Origin of the sequence: Pseudomonas sp. PAGU 2196 (assembly GCF_022179005.1) — a bacterium.
Lineage (GTDB): Bacteria > Pseudomonadota > Gammaproteobacteria > Pseudomonadales > Pseudomonadaceae > Aquipseudomonas > Aquipseudomonas kermanshahensis.
The window spans coordinates 92,756-111,686 of sequence record NZ_BNTL01000030.1 but is presented as its reverse complement, the minus strand read 5'-3'; the positions used below and the strand labels follow the sequence as shown (position 1 = coordinate 111,686).

General features: G+C 63.7%; 19 protein-coding genes and 1 pseudogene. 8 read left to right on the top strand and 12 right to left on the bottom strand.

Features of this window, described 5'->3' with window-relative positions:
• Positions 1 to 196: 196 nt before the first annotated feature.
• On the top strand, positions 197 to 964 hold the full coding sequence (locus MFF34_RS23425; protein ID WP_099430977.1) for an SDR family oxidoreductase: 768 nt from the start codon (positions 197 to 199) through the stop codon (positions 962 to 964).
• A gap of 217 nt (positions 965 to 1,181) precedes the next feature.
• On the opposite strand, the gene MFF34_RS23420 is transcribed toward MFF34_RS23425, so the two are convergent.
• The 3 genes from MFF34_RS23420 to MFF34_RS23410 form a co-directional block, all read right to left on the bottom strand.
• Positions 1,182 to 2,279, bottom strand: a complete 1,098-nt coding sequence (locus MFF34_RS23420; protein WP_238216704.1) for an AGE family epimerase/isomerase — start codon at positions 2,277 to 2,279, stop codon at positions 1,182 to 1,184.
• Positions 2,280 to 2,393: 114 nt separating this feature from the next.
• Entirely contained in the window at positions 2,394 to 3,026 is a 633-nt protein-coding gene (locus tag MFF34_RS23415) for a TetR family transcriptional regulator (protein ID WP_027592554.1), read from the bottom strand.
• A gap of 124 nt (positions 3,027 to 3,150) precedes the next feature.
• Positions 3,151 to 3,558 carry a hypothetical protein gene (locus MFF34_RS23410; RefSeq protein ID WP_027592555.1) on the bottom strand — a complete coding sequence of 136 codons (408 nt, stop codon included), beginning with the start codon at positions 3,556 to 3,558 and terminating at the stop codon, positions 3,151 to 3,153.
• Between the two features lie 339 nt (positions 3,559 to 3,897).
• On the opposite strand from MFF34_RS23410, the gene MFF34_RS23405 reads away from it, so the two are divergent.
• A complete protein-coding gene (locus MFF34_RS23405; protein WP_238216702.1) occupies positions 3,898 to 5,964 on the top strand; it encodes an AsmA family protein in 2,067 nt (688 codons plus the stop codon).
• Between the two features lie 116 nt (positions 5,965 to 6,080).
• Here the strand turns inward: MFF34_RS23405 and MFF34_RS23400 are convergent, their stop codons facing one another.
• Together MFF34_RS23400 and osmE are read right to left on the bottom strand one after the other, a co-directional pair.
• The gene (locus MFF34_RS23400; protein WP_027592557.1) at positions 6,081 to 6,611 is read right to left on the bottom strand and encodes a bacterioferritin; all 531 of its coding nucleotides are present in this window, start codon (positions 6,609 to 6,611) and stop codon (positions 6,081 to 6,083) included.
• Positions 6,612 to 6,659: 48 nt separating this feature from the next.
• On the bottom strand, positions 6,660 to 7,001 hold the full coding sequence (gene osmE, locus MFF34_RS23395) for an osmotically-inducible lipoprotein OsmE (RefSeq protein ID WP_027592558.1): 342 nt from the start codon (positions 6,999 to 7,001) through the stop codon (positions 6,660 to 6,662).
• Positions 7,002 to 7,124: 123 nt separating this feature from the next.
• Between osmE and MFF34_RS23390 the strand changes: the two genes are divergently transcribed.
• A complete protein-coding gene (locus MFF34_RS23390) occupies positions 7,125 to 8,015 on the top strand; it encodes a triacylglycerol lipase (RefSeq protein ID WP_238216700.1) in 891 nt (296 codons plus the stop codon).
• On the opposite strand, the gene MFF34_RS23385 is transcribed toward MFF34_RS23390, so the two are convergent.
• Positions 7,996 to 8,889, bottom strand: a complete 894-nt coding sequence (locus MFF34_RS23385; RefSeq protein WP_238216698.1) for a DMT family transporter — start codon at positions 8,887 to 8,889, stop codon at positions 7,996 to 7,998. The two genes, MFF34_RS23390 and MFF34_RS23385, sit on opposite strands and share 20 nt — an antisense overlap.
• A gap of 189 nt (positions 8,890 to 9,078) precedes the next feature.
• Here MFF34_RS23385 and MFF34_RS23380 point away from each other — a divergent pair, with 189 nt between their 5' ends.
• The 3 genes from MFF34_RS23380 (at position 9,079) to MFF34_RS23370 (ending at position 11,294) form a co-directional block, all read left to right on the top strand.
• A complete protein-coding gene (locus MFF34_RS23380) occupies positions 9,079 to 9,867 on the top strand; it encodes a helix-turn-helix transcriptional regulator (protein WP_238216696.1) in 789 nt (262 codons plus the stop codon).
• Positions 9,868 to 9,930: 63 nt separating this feature from the next.
• Positions 9,931 to 10,215, top strand: a complete 285-nt coding sequence (locus MFF34_RS23375) for a PsiF family protein (RefSeq protein WP_027592562.1) — start codon at positions 9,931 to 9,933, stop codon at positions 10,213 to 10,215.
• Between the two features lie 71 nt (positions 10,216 to 10,286).
• Positions 10,287 to 11,294: an AI-2E family transporter gene (locus MFF34_RS23370; RefSeq protein WP_027592563.1), complete on the top strand. Its 1,008-nt coding sequence runs from the start codon at positions 10,287 to 10,289 to the stop codon at positions 11,292 to 11,294.
• Positions 11,295 to 11,419: 125 nt separating this feature from the next.
• Here MFF34_RS23370 and MFF34_RS23365 read toward each other — a convergent pair whose 3' ends face one another.
• Complete coding sequence (locus MFF34_RS23365) at positions 11,420 to 12,691, bottom strand: Hsp70 family protein (RefSeq protein ID WP_027592564.1); 1,272 nt, start codon at positions 12,689 to 12,691, stop codon at positions 11,420 to 11,422.
• Between the two features lie 164 nt (positions 12,692 to 12,855).
• Between MFF34_RS23365 and cbpA the strand changes: the two genes are divergently transcribed.
• Positions 12,856 to 13,812, top strand: a complete 957-nt coding sequence (gene cbpA, locus MFF34_RS23360) for a curved DNA-binding protein (RefSeq protein WP_027592565.1) — start codon at positions 12,856 to 12,858, stop codon at positions 13,810 to 13,812.
• Positions 13,813 to 13,814: 2 nt separating this feature from the next.
• A complete protein-coding gene (locus tag MFF34_RS23355; RefSeq protein ID WP_027592566.1) occupies positions 13,815 to 14,120 on the top strand; it encodes a chaperone modulator CbpM in 306 nt (101 codons plus the stop codon).
• Positions 14,121 to 14,252: 132 nt separating this feature from the next.
• Here the strand turns inward: MFF34_RS23355 and MFF34_RS23350 are convergent, their stop codons facing one another.
• The 5 genes and pseudogenes from MFF34_RS23350 to urtB form a co-directional block, all read right to left on the bottom strand.
• Positions 14,253 to 14,768 carry a GNAT family N-acetyltransferase gene (locus MFF34_RS23350; RefSeq protein ID WP_238216694.1) on the bottom strand — a complete coding sequence of 172 codons (516 nt, stop codon included), beginning with the start codon at positions 14,766 to 14,768 and terminating at the stop codon, positions 14,253 to 14,255.
• A 31-nt stretch (positions 14,769 to 14,799) separates the two neighbouring features.
• Positions 14,800 to 15,492 (bottom strand): urea ABC transporter ATP-binding subunit UrtE, encoded by a 693-nt coding sequence (gene urtE, locus MFF34_RS23345; RefSeq protein WP_238216717.1) that lies wholly within the window; start codon positions 15,490 to 15,492, stop codon positions 14,800 to 14,802.
• Positions 15,484 to 16,278 (bottom strand): annotated as a pseudogene (gene urtD / locus MFF34_RS23340) (urea ABC transporter ATP-binding protein UrtD); the annotation flags it as partial. The pseudogene urtD and the gene urtE, both read right to left, overlap by 9 nt.
• The gene (gene urtC, locus MFF34_RS23335) at positions 16,275 to 17,354 is read right to left on the bottom strand and encodes an urea ABC transporter permease subunit UrtC (RefSeq protein ID WP_027592570.1); all 1,080 of its coding nucleotides are present in this window, start codon (positions 17,352 to 17,354) and stop codon (positions 16,275 to 16,277) included. The gene urtC and the pseudogene urtD, both read right to left, overlap by 4 nt.
• Complete coding sequence (gene urtB, locus MFF34_RS23330) at positions 17,354 to 18,841, bottom strand: urea ABC transporter permease subunit UrtB (RefSeq protein WP_238216692.1); 1,488 nt, start codon at positions 18,839 to 18,841, stop codon at positions 17,354 to 17,356. Before urtB ends, urtC begins: the two co-directional genes overlap by 1 nt.
• Positions 18,842 to 18,931: the final 90 nt, after the last annotated feature.

Here is an 18,931-nt window from a genome sequence, read left to right as displayed (position 1 = left end):
GACCTCGACAAGTTGCCCCCAATCCGTGGGGAAAGCCTTGTGGATAACGTGCGCATAGCTGGCGCGAAGCCCTCTGCTACGCGGCTTTGGCAGGTATGATCATTTTTTGATCAATGGCTTCAATGGCTTGCTGACTGCGTGGTACGAAGGCATGCTGCAAACCCTGCCGAAAATAATCCACAGCGAGGAACACAGCATGACGTCCACCGTATTCATCACTGGCGCGACTTCCGGTTTCGGCGAGGCCACCGCCCGACGTTTTGCACAGGCCGGCTGGAAGCTGATCCTCACCGGTCGCCGCAAGGAGCGCCTGGATGCACTGTGCGCAGAACTGTCGGCCCAGACCGAGGTGCACGGGCTGGTGCTCGATGTGCGCGACCGCAAAGCCATGGAGGCGGCCATCGGTAACCTGCCGCCTGGGTTCGATAAACTGCGTGGCCTGGTCAACAACGCTGGCCTGGCGCTGGGCGTGGATGCGGCGCAGAACTGCAGCCTGGACGACTGGGAAACCATGGTCGACACCAACATCAAGGGCCTGATGTACACCACGCGCCTGCTGCTGCCCCGGTTGATCGCCCACGGGCGTGGTGCGTCGATCCTCAACGTCGGCTCGGTGGCGGGCAATTACCCCTACCCGGGCAGCAACGTGTATGGCGGCACCAAGGCGTTCGTCGGGCAGTTCTCGCTGAGCCTGCGTTGCGACCTGCGCGGCACGGGCGTGCGCGTCAGCAATATCGAGCCGGGGCTGTGCGAGAGCGAGTTCTCGCTGGTGCGTTTCGGTGGCGACCAGGCCAAGTACGACGCCACCTACGCAGGTGCCGAGCCGATCCAGCCGCAGGATATTGCCGAGACCATCTTCTGGATTCTCAACCAGCCGGCGCACATCAACATCAACAGCCTGGAGCTGATGCCAGTGAGCCAGGACTGGGCGGGGTTCTCGATCGATCGGTCGGTCAAAGGTTAATCCCAAGGCCTCTTCGCGGGGCAAGCCCGCTCCCACAGATTTCCCGCTCAGTTGAGTACAGCGGTAATCCTATGGGAGGACTGGGCGGGGTTCTTGATCGATCGGTCGGTCAAAGGTTAATCCCAAGGGCTCTTCGCGGGGCAAGCCCGCTCCCACAGATTCCCGCTCAGTTGAGTAAAGCGGTAATCCTGTGGAGCGGGCTTGTCCCGCGAATACGTCAGCTCAGGCGCTGCAGGCCTTCCAGGCAAGTCGCCAAGTGATAAGGCGTAGTCGAAGGCATGTCATGCCGGCTAACCGCACCCTCGCCATCTCGGCACTCATACCAGCCGCCGTCATGCAGGAACCGCTGCTCCATCGCCTGCAATTGCGCAGCCAGTTTCGCCTCATTCCCTGATCGCAACGCTAGCGCCCGCAGGTACTCCGCCTGGGCCCAGATCCGCTGGGTGGCATCGAGCACCTTGCCGTCCACCGCGAGCATCGCCAGCACGGCCGAATCTTTAACCCCGTACTGCTCGGCGTATTCGAAGGCGCGGGCAATGGAGCCATGCAGTGGCGTGCCACGTAGCAGGGGCGAGGTATCGAGCAGGTAAAACCACTCGAACTGATGACCCGGTTCGAACCAGTTATCCACAGCGCCGTTTGGCTTTTCCAGCATCAGGCCATGCTGCGGTTCGATGAACTGCGCCTGCAGGGCCTCGCACAGGTGCAGCAGGGCCTGCTGCACGCCTTCATCCTCACGCACGGCAAGCACCTGCAGGAACGCTTCGGCCAGGTGCATCTGCGGATTCTGCAGCGGGCCGCTGCCCAGGTCGGACCAGTCTTCACCCAGGCTGGCCTCGTACAGGCCGTCGTCGCGGGCGAACTGCTCGCTGACGATTTCCAGCGCAGCGTTCAGTGCAGACTCCACCAGGCTCTCGCGAACCTTGCCCCAGTAATGGGCGCAGGCAAACACGATGAACGCATGGGTGTAGAGGTCTTTGCGGCGGTCCAGCGGCTTGCCTTCGGCATCGACACTGTAGAACCAGCCACCGTGCTCGGCATCGTGAAAGTGCCGCTGCAACGAACGGAACAACGCCGCCGCTCGCGCTGCCGCGCCGGGTTGCTCGATGCGGCTGCTGAACAGGTACAGTTGGCGAGCGCAGGCCATCGCCCGGTAGCGTTGCACGGGCAATGGCCGGTGCTGGGCGTCCAGGGCTTCGAAGGGCAGGGCCATTTCGTCGTTCCAGCCCGGGCCTTGCCACAGCGGCACGATACGCTCGGCAAAGTGCTGGTTGAAACGGGCCAGTTCGGGCGGAGTGGGGCGGGGGTCGGACATGAAAGCGCTCGTCACAATCGGGCAGTGCGCCATGGTAGCAGAACTGGGGTTTTGGGTTGTTTACACGGGCCTCTTCGCGGGCNNGCCCGCGAAGAGGCCCGTGTAGCCAACAGATCAGCTCGGGTTACCCAAGCCTTGCCAATGGCGTGCGCCGACGAAGATGAAGCGCAGCTGCTGGGTGATCTTTTCCTGCGCGGTCAGGGCCTGTGGATAACCCGCGTCGGGGCTGTCGATCAGCTCCGGCAGGGTGGCGAATACGGTCTTCACCACCAGGTCGGCCATTACCGCCAGTGCCGCAGCGTCCAGGTGCTGCCAGCGCTTCATGCGCGCCAGGTCGGTGGCCAGGTCGTCGCTGATGTCCTGGCGCAGGCGGGCAATCGCCTGGCGGACCGCCTGCGAGCCCCCGTATTGCTCACGGGCCAGGAACAGGAACTGGGCGCGGTGGGCGGCGACCACGTCGAGGAAGATGCGTACCGAGGCGTCGGTAATGCCACCAAACTCGAATTCGTTCTGGCGCACCAGGCGGATGGTCTGGCGGAAGGTGGTATCGACCTCGGCCACCAAGGCCAGGCCCAGTGCGTCCATGTCGGGGAAATGCCGGTAGAAACCGGTCGGTACGATCCCCGCCGTTTTCGCCACTTCGCGCAAGCTGATGCTGCCGAAACCACGGCCACTCTCCATGAGCTGGCAGGCGGCATCGAGCAGGGCCTGGCGGGTCTGTAGCTTCTGTTCGGCGCGCGGCAGCATGGGGGCAGGATTCTGTGTCGGTCGAGGCTGGGCACTCTAGTTAAAAAAACGAAGCCCGGTCAATGGACCGGGCTTGGAGGTGAGCAGGCAATGTGCTGCAGGTTGTTCTTTTCGGCCATGGCGATCAGCTCACACGGCTGAGTTCAACCAGGCGATCCGAGCCACCTTCAGCTACGCGGCCACTGCGTTCGATCAAACGGTCGGCACCGCCTTCGGCGACTTGGCCAGCACGCTCGATCAGGCGATCAGAGCCACCTTCGGCAACCCGGCCAGTGCGTTCGATCAGGCGGTCGGAGCCACCTTCGGCTACGCGGCCAGTGCGTTCGATCAGGCGATCGGAGCCACCTTCGGCTACACGGCCAGTGCGTTCGATCAAGCGATCCGAACCGCCTTCGGCAACGGTTTTCAGAGGCTGGGCGATTTCTGCGGCGCTGGAACGCGATTCGGCGGTCAGGTGCTGTTCAGCGGCCGGCAGGGCGAACGCGTTGGCAGCAAGCAGGGACAAGGTCAGGGTCAGCAGGTGGCGTTTCATGATTTCGGTGCTCCTCTGGGGGGCTGGAAAGTGGGTACGGAGCCAATGCTACGCCCGGGAACGCCAGAGAAAAGTTCATAAGGATAATGGTAACAATCGACAGCATTGATAGAGGCTGGTGAAGGCTCTAGTGCAAGTGTCTTGAGGTGAGTGATGGCTTTTTGGCTTCACGCTTTAGGGCCAGGGTAACGCCTTTGCCCAGCGCAAATGCTGAACAAGAAGCCAGGAAAAACTTCGCTATCATGGCGCCACGGATAAAACCCAGCGGGTTTTCATCAGTCCGAGTTAATGAGTGCCATCGGCGCCCGCTTTGTGCCATGCCGTCAGGAGAATCACGCAATGACGCGACCCGCCAGAATCCTCGTCTGGACCCTTGCCACCCTGTTGACCCTCGTGGCGATACTGGTGGTGGTAATTGCCACCTTCGACTGGAACCGCGTCAAGCCGTTGCTCAACGAGAAGGTATCCGAAGCCCTGCACCGGCCGTTCGCGATCACAGGCAACCTTGCCGTGCAGTGGCGGACCGAACCTGAAGAAGGTGGTTGGCGCGCCTGGGTGCCCTGGCCGCACTTCATTGCCGAGGACCTGACCTTGGGCAACCCGGATTGGCTCAAGGAGCCGAAAATGGTTGGCCTCGAGCGGGTGGAATTCCGCCTGGCGCCGCTGCCGCTGGTGTTCCAGCAGATTGTCATCCCCCGCATCAACCTGACCAAACCGACGGCCAGCCTCACTCGCCTGGCCGACGGACGCGCTAACTGGACCTTTGACTTCGGCCCGAAGGACGAAAACGCGGAACCGTCGAAATGGGCGTTGGACATCGGGGCCATCGGTTTTGACCAAGGCAACGTCAGCCTCGATGACCAGACCCTGAAGACCAGCATGAAGGTGCAGGTCGACCCGCTGGGCAAGCCGATCCCGTTCAGCGACATCGTCGGCAAGGCGCGTGCCGAAAAAACCGGCGGCGCCCAGGACTACGCTTTCGGCTTCAAGGCCCAAGGCCGCTACAAGGGCCAGCCAGTGTCCGGCACCGGCAAGATCGGTGGCCTGCTGGCGCTGCAGGACGCCAGCCAACCGTTCCCGTTGCAGGCCGATGTGCGCATCGCGGATACCCACGTGGTGCTTGCCGGTACCCTGACCGACCCGCGCAACCTCGGCGCGCTCGACCTGCGCCTGCGCCTGTCTGGCAACAGCCTGGGCAACCTTTACCCGTTGACCGGCGTGACCCTGCCGGACACCCCGGCTTATGCCACCGACGGCCACCTCAGCGCCAACCTGCATGCCGAGCAAGGCGCCACATTCAATTACCAAGGGTTCAACGGCAAGATCGGCGACAGCGACATCCACGGCGACCTGGCCTTCGTGGCCAGCCAGCCACGGCCCAAACTCTCCGGCAAGCTGGTCTCCAACCAGCTCTTGTTCAAGGACTTGGCGCCGCTGATCGGTGCCGACTCCAACGCCGAGCAGAAGGCCCGCGGCGGGGCCAGCAAGCAGCCGACGGGCAAAGTGCTGCCGGTGGAGGAGTTTCGCACCGACCGCTGGCGCGCCATGGACGCCGACGTCGAATTTGCCGGCAAGCGCATCGTCCACAGTGAGCAATTGCCGTTCAACGACCTGTCTGCCCACGTGATTCTCGAAGACGGCCTGCTGCGCATGGCACCGCTGCGCTTTGGCGTGGCCGGCGGCAACCTGGCTTCCAGGATCCGCCTGGATGGCCGCAGCGTACCCTTGCAAGGCCGGGCACAGCTGACTGCGCGGGGCTTCAAGCTCAAGCAACTGTTCCCCACCTTCGCACCGATGCAGACCAGTTTTGGCGAGCTGAACGGCGATGCCGACATCACCGGCCGCGGTAACTCGGTGGCGGCACTGCTGGGCACGGCCAATGGCGACCTGCGCATGTTGATCAACGATGGTGCGGTGAGCCGCAGCCTGATGGAAATCGCCGGGCTGAACGTGGGCAACTACGTGATTGGCAAGTTGTTCGGTGACGAGGACGTGCAGATCAACTGCGCGGCGGCCGATGTCGGCATCAAGGATGGGCTGGCGACGACACGCCTGTTCATCTTCGATACCGAGAACGCGATCATCTACATCAACGGCACGGCGAATTTTGCCAGCGAGCAGCTTGACCTGAAAATCACCCCAGAGTCGAAAGGGCTGCGGCTGTTCTCGCTGCGTTCGCCTTTGTACGTGCGCGGGCCGTTTGCCAAGCCCAGTGCCGGGGTGCAGGCAGTGCCATTGGCGTTGCGTGGCGCGGGGATGGTGGCATTAGGGGTGGTCGCGGGGCCGGCGGCGGGGTTGCTGGCATTGATCGCGCCGAGCAGTGGGGATGAGCCTAATCAGTGCACACCGTTGTTGCAGCAGATGAGGGCGGGCAAGGCGCCGACTGAGGTGAAAGGCAAGAAATGAGTGAAGGGGGCCGCTTTGCGGCCCATTCGCGGCACAAGGCCGCTCCTACAGGAGATCGCATTCCCCTGTAGGAGCGGCCTTGTGCCGCGAATGGGCTGCAACGCAGCCCCGTACGATTACAACCCTTGCAACAGATCGGACATATCGTCCGCGTGCTCTTCTTCCTGCGCCAAAATGTCTTCAAAAATACGGCGCGTAGTTGGGTCGCTATCACCAATGTACTGAATGATCTCCCGGTAGCTGTCGATCGCAATGCGCTCGGCCACCAAGTCTTCCAGCACCATTTCTTTCAAGTTGCTACCTGCCACGTACTGGGCATGGGAATTCTTGGTCAGGTTGTCCGGGTTGAAGTCCGGCTCGCCACCCAGTTGGACGATCCGCTCGGCCAGCTTGTCGGCATGCTCGGCTTCCTGGTTGGCATGCTCCAGAAACTCTTCGGCTGCCACGCTGGCCTTGATGCCGCTGGCCATGAAGTAGTGGCGCTTGTAACGCAGCACGCAGACCAGCTCGGTGGCCAGCGACTCGTTGAGCAGGCGCAGGATCTCGGTACGGTCGGCGTGGTAACCCTCGGTCACCGCGCCTTGCTCCACGTGCTGGCGGGCACGTTCGCGCAGGGTTTTCACATCGGTCAGTTCAACGTTGCTCATGGTTATCTCCAAACGAATCAGGACGGGGGGTCAAGTGGTAACGAAGGCTCACGCGCCGTGGACGGCGTCGCTGTCCTCTTGTCGTTGTTTGCACGTCTTGAAGCCCTTGGCGTCGACATGCCCAGTGGCGTCGAAACGCACGTAGTAGGGCTGCTGCTTGCCGTCGCGGTTGAGGATGTAGTCGTTGCAGGTGCCCCCGTGCGGCAGGTCGATCACGTTCGACGGGCTGCCGCCGATGGCAATGACCTTCTGCATGGTCATGCCGTGCTCGACCTGCTTGACCAACGGTTCGTCACGGTAGGTGACGTAATCCACCGGGTTTTCCGGGCGGCTGCCGCAGGCGGCCAGGGTTGCACTGGCCAGAAGGATTGCCAGGGTCTGCTTGTACATGGTCCCGCTCCTTGCTCAAGGGTCTGTTCTGGTTTGGAACCGCACGGCGCGTCAGGAGTTCGATTGCGATGGTCATCGAAGCCGCTGTAGTGTGGGCCGTCGTCCACGGAGAGGGGCAGGGCAATGGGGCAGGAACTGGCTACGCGATACCCTGTGGTGCTGGTGCCGGGCATGCTCGGCTTCGTGCGGGTACTGCTTTATCCCTACTGGTTCGGGATCGTGCCGGCCTTGCGCAAGGGCGGCGCGCAGGTGCATGCCGTACAAGTGTCGCCGTTGCATTCCAGCGAAGTGCGCGGCGAACAGTTGCTGGCGATCATCGAAGGCATCTGCCAGCGCAGCGGCGCGGCCAAGGTCAACCTCATCGGCCACAGCCAAGGCGCCTTGGATGCGCGCTATGCGGCCGCCAAACGGCCCGACCGGGTGGCTTCGGTGACCTCGGTGGCGGGGCCCAACCATGGCTCCGAACTGGCTGACCACCTGGAACGCACAGCGCCTGGCGATTCACCCCAAGGGCGCATGCTCAAGGCGGTGCTGCATGGCGTGGCAGTGCTGCTGGTGTGGCTGGAAACCGGCTGGCGGCGCGATCCGCTGCCCATCGACGTGCACGCCTCGCACCAGTCGCTGACCAGCGCCGGGGTGGCGCTGTTCAACCAGGCTTATCCACAGGGCCTGCCCGACACCTGGGGCGGTGAAGGGCCCGCGCAGGTCAACGGCGTGCGCTACTACTCCTGGTCAGGCACCTTGCAGCCTGGCCTGACTGACCAAGGGCGCAACCGCTTTGACGGCAGCAACCGCTTCTGCCGCTTGTTCGCCCGCAGCTTCGTCAAGGAAAAGGGCCATTGCGACGGCATGGTCGGGCGTTTCAGCTCGCACCTGGGGCAGGTGATCGGCGATGACTACCCGCTCGATCACCTGGACATCGTCAACCAGTCGCTGGGGGCAGTCGGCAACGGCGCTGAACCGGTGCGGCTGTTCACTGAACACGCCGCCCGGCTCAAAGCTGCGGGGCTGTGACGCGGCGGCGTACGGGTGTGGTCCAGCGCTCGGCAAGGATCACCCCGGCCAGGGTCAGCAGGCCGCCGATCAGGTGATAGCGGGCCAGTTGTTCATCCAGTACCACGGCGGCGATCAGCGCGGTGACCAGCGGCAGCAGGTTGAAGAACAACGTGGTACGGCTTGGCCCCAGGCGGTGCACGGCCTGCATCCATACCAGCGGCGCGATCATCGAAGCCAGCACGCAGGCGTACAGCACCAGGCCGACGTTGTGGGCGTTCAGGCCGGTCTTGTCCGACAGCAGGAACAACGGCAGCAGCACGATGATAGCCACCAGCACCTGCAGGTACAGCAGCTGCAAGGGCGGCAGGCGCAATTGCCATTTCTTCAGCAGGAAGCTGTACAGCGCGTAGGCCAGGGTGGCCACCAGCATCAGCAGGTCGCCGCTGTTCAGGCCCTGTTCAAGCAGCGCCCCGGGGTGGCCGGCGGAGACCACCTCGAGCACGCCGAAAAACGACACCAGGGCGCCGATCAAGGCGCCGAAGGTCAGGCGCTGGCCGAGCCAGGCGATGGACAGGGCCAGCGACATCAACGGCATCAGCGAGAGGATGATGCCCATGTTGGTGGCGCTGGTGATGCTGGCGGCGAAGTACGCCAGGCTCTGGTACAGGGCCATGCCCAGCACGCCGAGGACGAAGACTTTGCCCAGGTGCGGGCGGATGGCGGCGCGGTTGCGCCACACGGCCGGTAGCAGGAAGGGGGTGAACAGCAGGCCGGCCAGCAGCCAGCGATAGAAGCCGATCTCGGCAGGGTGGATGGCACCGGCCGACAGCTTGGTGACGACGGTGTTGCCAGCCCAGATGAGGATGGCGAGCAGGGGGAAGGTGTAGTTCATGTCGCGGTTACTCGGTTTGGCAAGGTTGGGCCTGCTTTGCAGCGCGCAGTTTGCAGGCAGCGCTGCACCTGTAGGAGCGGGCTTGCCCGCGAAGGCCTGCACAACAGGCCCCGATAGCCCGGTATTATCCGCTGTCTGTTCGCAAGCCTATACTTGTATCCAGACAACCCACCCTTTGAAGCAGACAGCATGCCGCGCAAATACCTCGACATCCCCGGTTTCGACCAACTTCCGGCGCCGGTGTACTTCCGCCATGACGAATTTGGCGCCGACACCCACAGCGCGCCACACCGCCACGCCTGGGGCCAACTGAACTACGCGGCCCACGGTGTCATGCACCTGGACGTCGAAGGCCAGCGCTTTCTCTCGCCGCCGCACTACGCCGTCTGGGTGCCGCCGGGCACCGAGCATGGCTGTTACAACCCCCAGGCCATCGTCTACCGCTCGGTCTACCTGGCGCGCAGCCTGTGCGCCGACCTGCCGCAACAACCGTGCAGCCTGGTCATCAGCGACATCCTCAAGGCCATCCTTGGCGACTTCGCCCGGCGTGACCTGAAGGTGGCGCACGATGAACGCGACCAGCGCCTGGTGCAGGTACTGCTCGACCAGTTGCTGCTGGCCCCGACCCAAACCTGCTACCTGCCCTTCGCCCGCAGCGAGGGCCTGGGCCAGGTGCTCGACGCTTTGAGCCACGCCCCGGGTGACAACCGCCCGCTGGCCGACTGGGCCGCGCAGGTGCATGTCAGCGAGCGCACCCTGGCCCGCCAGTTTCTTCGCGAACTGGGCATCAGTTTCGGTGAATGGCGCCTGCGCCTGCGCTTTTTACGCGCCATCGAGGCGCTGGAAGCGGGCTTGCCGATTCAGGCCATTGCCTTCGACCTTGGCTACAGCAGCGGCTCGGCCTTCATCGCCATGTTCCAGCGCCAGGCCCACTGCACGCCGGAGCAGTACCGGCGCCAGTCGCGGGCTGAGCTGTAAAAATTCTTGTCTACACTCAGTGGCACCACCGCGCATCGGGCGCGGAAACAGGGAGACCACTCCATGAAGCTGTTGCAAATGCCACTGCTGGTGTTGGCTGTGTTGTTCAGCGCGCAAGGGTTCGCCGCCACCGCGCAACAGGAAAAGATGACCTCGTGCAACGCCGACGCCACCGCCAAGGCGCTCAAGGGCGACGAACGCAAGGCGTTCATGAGCAACTGCCTGAAGAAGAGCGTGCCTGCCACCCAGCAGGAAAAGATGAAGACCTGCAACGCTGACGCCAGCACCAAGGCACTCAAGGGTGATGAGCGCAAAGCGTTCATGAGCGACTGCCTGAAGAAGAAATGACCTGCGCCTATGCCTGTAGGACGAAGGCTGGCAGACTGCGGGTCTTTTCCGTTGTCTGCCCCTGAGGCTGTATGACTTTCACCCCCCGCCAGGTCACCCTGGCCAGCTGGATCATCGTGTTTGCCGGCCTGTTGCTGGCGTTGCCCCTGAAGTTGCTGCCGAGCCTGTTAGCCGGTTTGCTGGTGTTCGAACTGGTCAACATGCTGACGCCACGGTTGCAGCCGCTGATCGCCGGGCAACGTGCGCGTTGGCTGGCCGTGGCCCTGCTCGGCACGTTGGTGGTTACCACCCTGACCCTGCTGATCGCCGGCGCGTTCAGCTTCCTGCTGCACGAGGCAGAAAACCCCGGGGCTTCGCTGGACAAGTTCATGGCCCTGGTCGAGCGAGCCCGTGGGCAGTTGCCGCCGTTCATCGAAGGCTACCTGCCGGCCAGTGCCGCCGAGTTCAAAGTGGCCATCGGTGACTGGCTCAAGAGCCACCTGGGTGAGCTGCAATTGGTGGGCAAGGGCATGGCGCACATGTTCGTCACCTTGCTGATCGGCATGATCCTCGGCGCCATCGTTGCCCTGCAGCGCATCCCTGACATCTCGCGGCGCAAGCCGTTGGCGGCAGCGCTGTTCGAGCGTCTGAACCTGCTGGTGCAGGCGTTTCGCAACATTGTCTTCGCGCAGATCAAGATTTCGCTGCTCAACACCACCTTCACCGGCATCTTCCTGGCCGTGGTGCTGCCGCTGTTCGGTGTGCACCTGCCGCTGACCAAGACGCTGATCGTGCTGACCTTCCTGCTCGGGCTGCTGCCGGTGATCGGCAACCTGATGTCCAACACCCTGATCACCATTGTCGGGTTGTCGTTGTCGATCTGGGTGGCGCTAGCGGCGTTGGGTTATCTGATCGTCATCCACAAGGTCGAGTACTTCCTCAACGCGCGGATCGTCGGCGGGCAGATCAGTGCCAAGTCATGGGAACTGTTGCTGGCGATGCTGGTGTTCGAGGCGGCATTCGGCTTGCCGGGGGTGGTGGCGGGGCCGATCTACTATGCCTACCTGAAGAGTGAGCTGCGGCGGGTGGAGCTGGTTTAACCCTAACTGGCCTCTTCGCGGGGCGAGCCCGCTCCCACAGGTACACCACTGTGGTTGAACACTGTGGTGTACCTGTGGGAGCGGGCTCGCCCCGCGAAGAGGCCCTTTCAGGCAGTAAAGAACTGTCAGGCTGCGCCGTAGCGCTTACGCGCCTCAATCGCCAACCCGCTACCAATGCTGCCGAAGATGTTGCCTTCCACATGCCGGGCGTTGGGCAGCATCGCCGCCACGCTGTTACGCAACGCCGGGATCCCGCTCGAACCCCCGGTGAAGAACACGGTATCCACCTGCCCTTCGCTGACGCCCGCCTTGTTCAGCAGCTCGCTGACGCTGCCGCGCACGCGCTCCAGCAGGCCTTCGATCGCCGCTTCGAACACGGCACGGGTCAGTTCCGCTGTCAGCTCCGGCTCTACCCGGCGCAGGTCGATATGGCGGCTGTCGTGCTCGGTCAGCTCGATCTTGCTGGCTTCCACTTCCATCGCCAGCCAGTGGCCGGCGCGCTGTTCGATCAGCTTGAACAGGCGGTCGATGCCCAGGGTGTCTTCGATGTCGTAGCGCATGTTGCCCAAGGCCAGCTGCGACTTCTGCGAATACAGGGCGTTGATGGTGTGCCAGGTGGCCAGGTTGAGGTGATAGCTGGTCGGCATCAGCGCGCCGCTCTTCATCCGGCTGCCATAGCCGAACAGCGGCATCACGCCCTGCAGGCTCAGTTGCTTGTCGAAGTCGGTACCACCAATGTGCACGCCGCCGGTGGCGAGAATGTCGCTTTGGCGTTCGGCCACCAGGTGGCGCTCGGGCGACAGGCGGATCAGGGTAAAGTCGGAGGTACCACCGCCGATATCGACGATCAGTACCAGCTCTTCACGGCTGATGCTCGACTCGTAGTCGAAGGCTGCGGCAATCGGTTCGTACTGGAACGACACGTCCTTGAAGCCGATCTTGCGTGCCACGTCGGCCAAGGTATCCTCGGCCTCCTGGTCGGCGGCCGGGTCTTCGTCGACGAAGAACACCGGACGGCCCAGCACCACCTGGTCGAAGCTGCGCTCGGCGGCGGTTTCAGCGCGCTTTTTCAGCTCGCCGATAAACATGCCCAGCAGGTCCTTGAACGGCAGGGCGCTGCCCAGCACGCTGGTGTCGTGCTTGATCAGCTTGGAGCCGAGCAGGCTCTTGAGCGAGCGCATCAGGCGGCCTTCGTAGCCTTCCAGGTATTCGTGCAACGCCAGGCGACCATACACCGGGCGACGCTCCTCGATGTTGAAGAAGACCACCGAAGGCAGGGTGATCTTGCCGTCTTCCAGGGCGATCAGCGACTCAGTACCAGGGCGGTGCCAGCCGACCGTGGAGTTAGAGGTGCCAAAGTCGATGCCCAGGGCGCGGGCCGGGGATACGTCAGACATGGGAAAAGGGCTTCCGGAGGCAAAACGGCCGCGCAGTTTATGCCAGTTGGCAAGAGAATCAAGACCAGTCGTCTGCCATGCAGCAATCCCAAGTGGGCCTTGAAAGGCTATGCTTGACCCCTATCTTCAGTTGCAACACGCAATTTCACATTGGTGATCCACAGATGGACTTCAAAGACTATTACAAGATACTCGGCGTAGAGCCCACGGCGGATGACAAGGCGATCAAGGCCGCGTACCGCAAGCTGGCGCGCAAGTATCACCCCGATGTCAGCAAGGAGCGCGACGCCGAGGACAAGTTCAAAGAGGCCAACGAGGCCTACGAAGTGCTGGGCGACGCGCAGAAACGTGCCGAATTCGACGAAATCCGCAAGTACGGCGGCCAGCATGGCCGGCCGTTCCAGGCGCCGCCGGGCTGGGAAAACCGGGGCGGTGGTGCGGGCGGTGGTTTCGAAGGGGGCGACTTCTCGGACTTCTTCAGCTCGATTTTTGGCGCGCGCGGGGGCAACCCCTTTGGTGGCGCCCGGCAACAGCGCAGTGCAGGCAGGCGAGGGCAGGACGTGGAGCTGGAACTGGCGGTTTTCCTTGAGGAGACCCTGAGCAAGGAATCCAAGCAGATCAGCTTCCAGGTGCCGCAAACCAATGCCGCCGGGCAGCGCACCGGGTTCACCACCAAGACCCTGAACGTCAAGATCCCTGCCGGGGTGACCGACGGCGAGCGCATTCGCCTCAAGGGCCAGGGTGCGCCGGGCAGTGGCGGCGGGCCCAATGGCGACCTGTTCCTGACCATCCGCATGGCACCGCATCCGCTGTTCGATGTCGAAGGTCATGACCTGATCATCACCGTGCCGTTGGCACCGTGGGAGGCTGCGCTGGGCACCAAGGTGGCGGTGCCGACCCTGGATGGCAAGATCAACCTGACCATCCGCCCCGACAGCCAGAGCGGCCAACGCCTGCGGGTACCGGGCAAGGGCCTGGCCAACAAGCAGGGCGAGCGCGGCAACCTCTACGCGCAGCTCAAAGTGGTCATGCCGACGGCATCCGACGAGTCTACCCGTGAACTGTGGGCCAAGCTTTCCGAGAAGGCCGCGTTCAACCCGAGGGCACAATGGAGTAAGTGATCATGAGCAGCACCTTGATCGTTCAACTGGACATGCGCACCCTCTGCCAGGAGGCCGATATTACGGCCGACTACGTGATCGAAATTGTCGAACACGGCATCGTCGAACCCTCTGGGCGAACGCCCGAGGATTGGTTGTTCGACGATCAGGCGCCGCTGTTGGCCAAGCGTGCGGCGAAGCTGCACCAAGAGTTGGAACTGGAGTGGGAAGGCGTGGCGCTGGCGCTGGAGCTGCTGCAGGAAGTGCAGCAGTTGCGCAGTGAGAACAGCATGCTGAAGCAGCGCTTAGGTAGGTTTATCCAGATGTGAGTCTGTCTGCCTGCACCGGCCTCTTCGCGGGACAAGCCCGCTCCCATAGGTACCGCACTGAATCAGATTACAGTGGGGTACCTGTGGGAGCGGGCTTGCCCCGCGAAGAGGCCGGTACAGCCAGCACAATACTTAAGCGGGCTCAGCCCCCGGGTTCAGCACCCGCTGCATAAAGGTCAAATCCAGCCACCGCCCAAACTTCACCCCCACCTGCGGCATCTGCCCAGTCACCACGAACCCTAGCCGCTCATGCAGGCGTACCGACGCCGCATTGCCACTTTCGATCGCTGCCACCATCACGTGCTTGCCACAGCCCCGCGCACGCTCGATCAACGCGGCCATCAACACCGGCCCCAAACCCTTGCCGCGCTGGTCGCCACGGATATACACCGAGTGCTCGACGGTATGGCGAAAACCCTCGAACGGCCGCCAGTCGCCGAACGATGCATACCCCAGCACGCCGGTCTCATCCACCGCCACCAGGATCGGGTAGCCCTGTTGTGCCCTGGCCTCGAACCAGGCCTGGCGGTTGGCCAGGTCCACCGGGGTTTCGTTCCAGATCGCCGTGGTGTTGCGCACGGCGTCGTTGTAGATGTCGAGGATGCCCGGCACGTCGGCGGGCAAGGCGTCGCGGATTTCGTGGCTCATTGCAGCGTCTCACAAGGTCGATGGGCGCAGATTAAATGGTTACCAGCCCGCGTACACCCTCGGCTTGCATGTTTTCACCACGCCCACGCTGGATGATCTCGCCACGCGCCATCACCAGGTACTGGTCGGCCAGTTCCTCGGCAAAGTCGTAGAACTGCTCGACCAGCAGGATGGCCATGTCGCCACGCTCGGCCAGGCGCCGGATGACCGCGCCGATTTCCTTGATCACCGAGGGCTGGATGCCTTCGGTGGGCTCGTCGAGGATCAACAGGCGCGGGCGGCTGGCCAGGGCACGGCCAATGGCTAGTTGTTGCTGCTGGCCCCCGGACAAGTCCCCGCCGCGGCGCTGTTTCATCTGTTCCAGTACCGGGAACAGCTCGTAGATGAAGGCGGGCACTTCGCGGGCCTCGCGGGCGGGAAAGCGCGACAGGCCCATCAGCAGGTTCTCTTCCACGGTCAGCCGCGGGAAGATCTCCCGGCCTTGGGGCACGTAGGCGATGCCGGCGTGGACCCGTTGCTGTGGCTTGAGCGTGGTGATCGGCTTGCCTTCCCATTCGACGCTGCCTTCGCGGGCGGCGACCAGACCCATCAGGCAGCGCAGCAGGGTGGTCTTGCCCACGCCGTTGCGGCCCAGCAGGCAGGTGACTTCGCCGACCTTGGCCTCGAAGGACAGGCCGCGCAGGATGTGGCTGCCGCCGTAGTATTGGTGCAGGNNCGCCAGCACGCTACCTTGGTGCAGCACGGTCACATGGTCGGCAATGCTCCCGACAAACCCCATGTCGTGCTCCACCACCATCAGCGAATGCTTGCCGGCGAGGCCCTTGAACAGTTCGGCGGTGAACTCGGTCTCGGCGTCGGTCATGCCGGCCACCGGTTCATCGAGCAGCAGCAGTTGTGGCTCTTGCACCAGCAACATGCCGATCTCCAGGAACTGTTTCTGGCCGTGAGACAGCAGCCCCGCCTGGCGCTGCGCCAGGGATTGCAGGCGCAAGGTGGCGAGCACCTCGTCGATGCGCTGCTGTTGCTCACCACTCAACCGCGCGGCCAGGCTGGCCCACACCGACTTTTCAGTCTTCAGGGCCAGCTCCAGGTTCTCGAACACGGTCAGTGCTTCGAACACAGTCGGCTTCTGGAACTTGCGGCCGATGCCGGCCTGGGCGATCTGGTATTCGCTCATGCGGGTCAGGTCGAGGGTGTCGCCAAAGAAGGCGCTGCCGGTGTCGGGACGGGTCTTGCCGGTGATCACGTCCATCATCGTGGTCTTGCCGGCGCCGTTGGGGCCAATGATGCAGCGCAGTTCACCGACGCCGATGTACAGGTTGAGCGCGTTGAGGGCCTTGAAACCATCGAAGCTGACGCTGATGTCTTCCAGGCTCAGCACGGTGCCATGGCGGGTGTCCAGGCCCGCTGTACGGCGGCTGCCCAGGCCGATGGCGTCGCGGCCGGCGCCGAGGTTGTCGAACACCGGCTCAAGCATGAATTCTGGATGCACAGGGGGCACGCCTCTCATGGTTGGCTCCTTTTCTTCAACAGACCGACCACGCCCTTGGGCAGGTACAGGGTGACGAGAATGAATAGCGCACCGAGGAAGAACAGCCAGAACTCCGGGAAGGCCACGGTGAACCAGCTCTTCATGCCGTTGACCAGGCCAGCGCCGAGCAGCGGGCCAATCAACGTGCCACGCCCGCCAAGGGCGACCCACACGGCGGCTTCGATGGAGTTGGTCGGCGACATCTCGCTGGGGTTGATGATGCCTACCTGAGGCACGTACAGCGCACCGGCAAGGCCGCACAGCACGGCGCTCAGCACCCACACCAGCAGCTTGAAGCCGCGTGGGTCGTAGCCGCAGAACATCAGGCGGTTTTCGGCGTCGCGCACGGCGGTGAGCAGGCGGCCGAATTTGCTTTGGGTCAGGCGCCAACACAGGTACAGGCTGGCCAGCAGCAGGCCGACAGTGAGCAGGAACAGCACCGCACGGGTGCCTTGCGCGGCGATGTCGAAGCCCAGGATGGTGCGGAAGCTGGTGAAGCCGTTGTTGCCGCCAAACCCGGTTTCGTTGCGGAAGAACAGCAGCATGCCGGCAAAGGTCAGGGCCTGGGTCATGATCGAGAAGTACACGCCCTTGATCCGCGAACGGAAGGCGAAAAAGCCGAACACCAGCGCCAGCAGGCCCGGCGCCAGCACCACCAGGCATAGCGCCCAGGCAAAATGCTGAGTACCGGCCCAGTACCAAGGCAGTTCGGTCCACGACAGGAAGGTCATGAAACCCGGCAGTCCGTCCCCGGCGGCCTGGCGCATCAGGTACATGCCCATGGCGTAGCCGCCGAGGGCGAAGAACAGGCCGTGGCCCAGCGACAGCAGCCCGGCATAGCCCCAGACCAGGTCCAGGGCCAGGGCGACAATGGCATAGCAGAGGATCTTGCCGACCAGTGTCAGGGTGTAGGCCGAAACCTGCAGGGCATGGTCCGCCGGCAACAACGACAGCAGCGGCAGGGCCAGCAACAGCAGGACGACGACTGCGCCGATGGCCAGCGACAGGCGCGGCCCGGCTTTTTGCGAAGCGGTGACAAGCAGTGGCTGGTTCATCAGTCGATTACCCGTCCCTTGAGGGCGAACAGGCCTTGCGGGCGCTTCTGGATGAACAGAATGATCAACGCAAGGATGAGGATCTTGCCAAGCACCGCGCCGATCTGCGGCTCCAGCAGCTTGTTGGCGATGCCGAGACCGAAGGCGGCCCAGAGGCTCCCAGCCAGTTGCCCGACACCGCCGAGCACCACCACCAGGAACGAGTCGATGATGTAGCTCTGGCCAAGGTCCGGGCCAACGTTGCCGACCTGGCTCAAGGCCACGCCACCCAGCCCGGCGATGCCCGAGCCCAGGCCAAAGGCGAGCATGTCGACGCGCCCGGTGGACACGCCACAGCAGGCGGCCATGTTGCGGTTCTGGGTCACTGCGCGCACGTTAAGGCCAAGCCGCGTGCGGTTGAGCAGCAGCCAGGTGAGCAGTACCACGGCGAGGGCGAAGCCGATGATCACCAGCCGGTTGTACGGCAGCACCAGGTTGGGCAGCAGTTGGATACCGCCGGACAACCACGCCGGGTTGCTGACTTCGACGTTCTGCGCGCCGAACAGCAGGCGGATGGCCTGGATCAGGATCAGGCTGATCCCCCAAGTCGCCAGCAAGGTTTCCAGTGGGCGACCGTAAAGGTGACGGATCACCGTGCGCTCCAGCGCCATGCCGACCCCGGCGCTGACGGCGAAGGCGACGGGCAGGGCGATCAGCGGGTAGAACTCGATCGCGCCGGGCGCGTAACGCTGCAGCAGCACCTGAACCATGTAGGTGCTGTAGGCCCCGAGCATGAGCATCTCGCCATGGGCCATGTTGATCACCCCGAGCAGGCCGAAGGTAATCGCCAGGCCCAGGGCTGCCAGCAGCAGGATAGAACCCAGCGACAGGCCGCTGAAGGCTTGGCCGAGCAGTTCGCCGACCATGAGTTTGCGTTTGACCTGGGCCAGGCTGGTTTCAGCGGCCGTGCGCACGGCGGCGTCGCTTTCGACGCCGGGCTGCAGCAGCGCTTCCAGGCGCGTACGGGCGACCGGGTCGCCGGTCTCGCCCAGCAAGCGCACGGCGGCCAGGCGTACGGCAGGTTCGCTGGCACCCAGTTGCAGGTTGGCCAAGGCCAAGCCCAGGGCTGCGTGTACGGCTGTGTCCGGTTCGCTGGCAAAGCGCCGGTCGAGGAAGGCCATCTGTGCGGGTTGCGCGCTCTTTTGCAGTTGCTGGGCAGCGGCCAGGCGAGTGTCGCTGTTGTCGCTGAGCAACTGGTGGCTGGCCAGGGCGTTGTCGATCAGGCTGCGCAGGCGGTTGTTCAGGCGCACCTTGCGGGTGTCGCCCTCGGCGATGCGGCCTTGGCGCAGGTTTTCCAGCAGCGGCAGGCGCGCGGCATCGGGTTGGGCTGCCCAGCCTTCGAGCAGGCGGGCTTGCTCGGCGGGCTTGGCGGTGAGGAAGAATTCGCCCTCGCTGGCCAGGGTTGCCAGGGGCAGCAGGAGCAGCAGGGTGAGCAGGAGTCTGAGCATGCGGGTAATCCTGGAAATCGGCGGTGGATTCTTCGCGGGGCAAGCCCGCCCCCACAGTGAACCTATGTAAAGCGATCTCTGTGGGAGCGG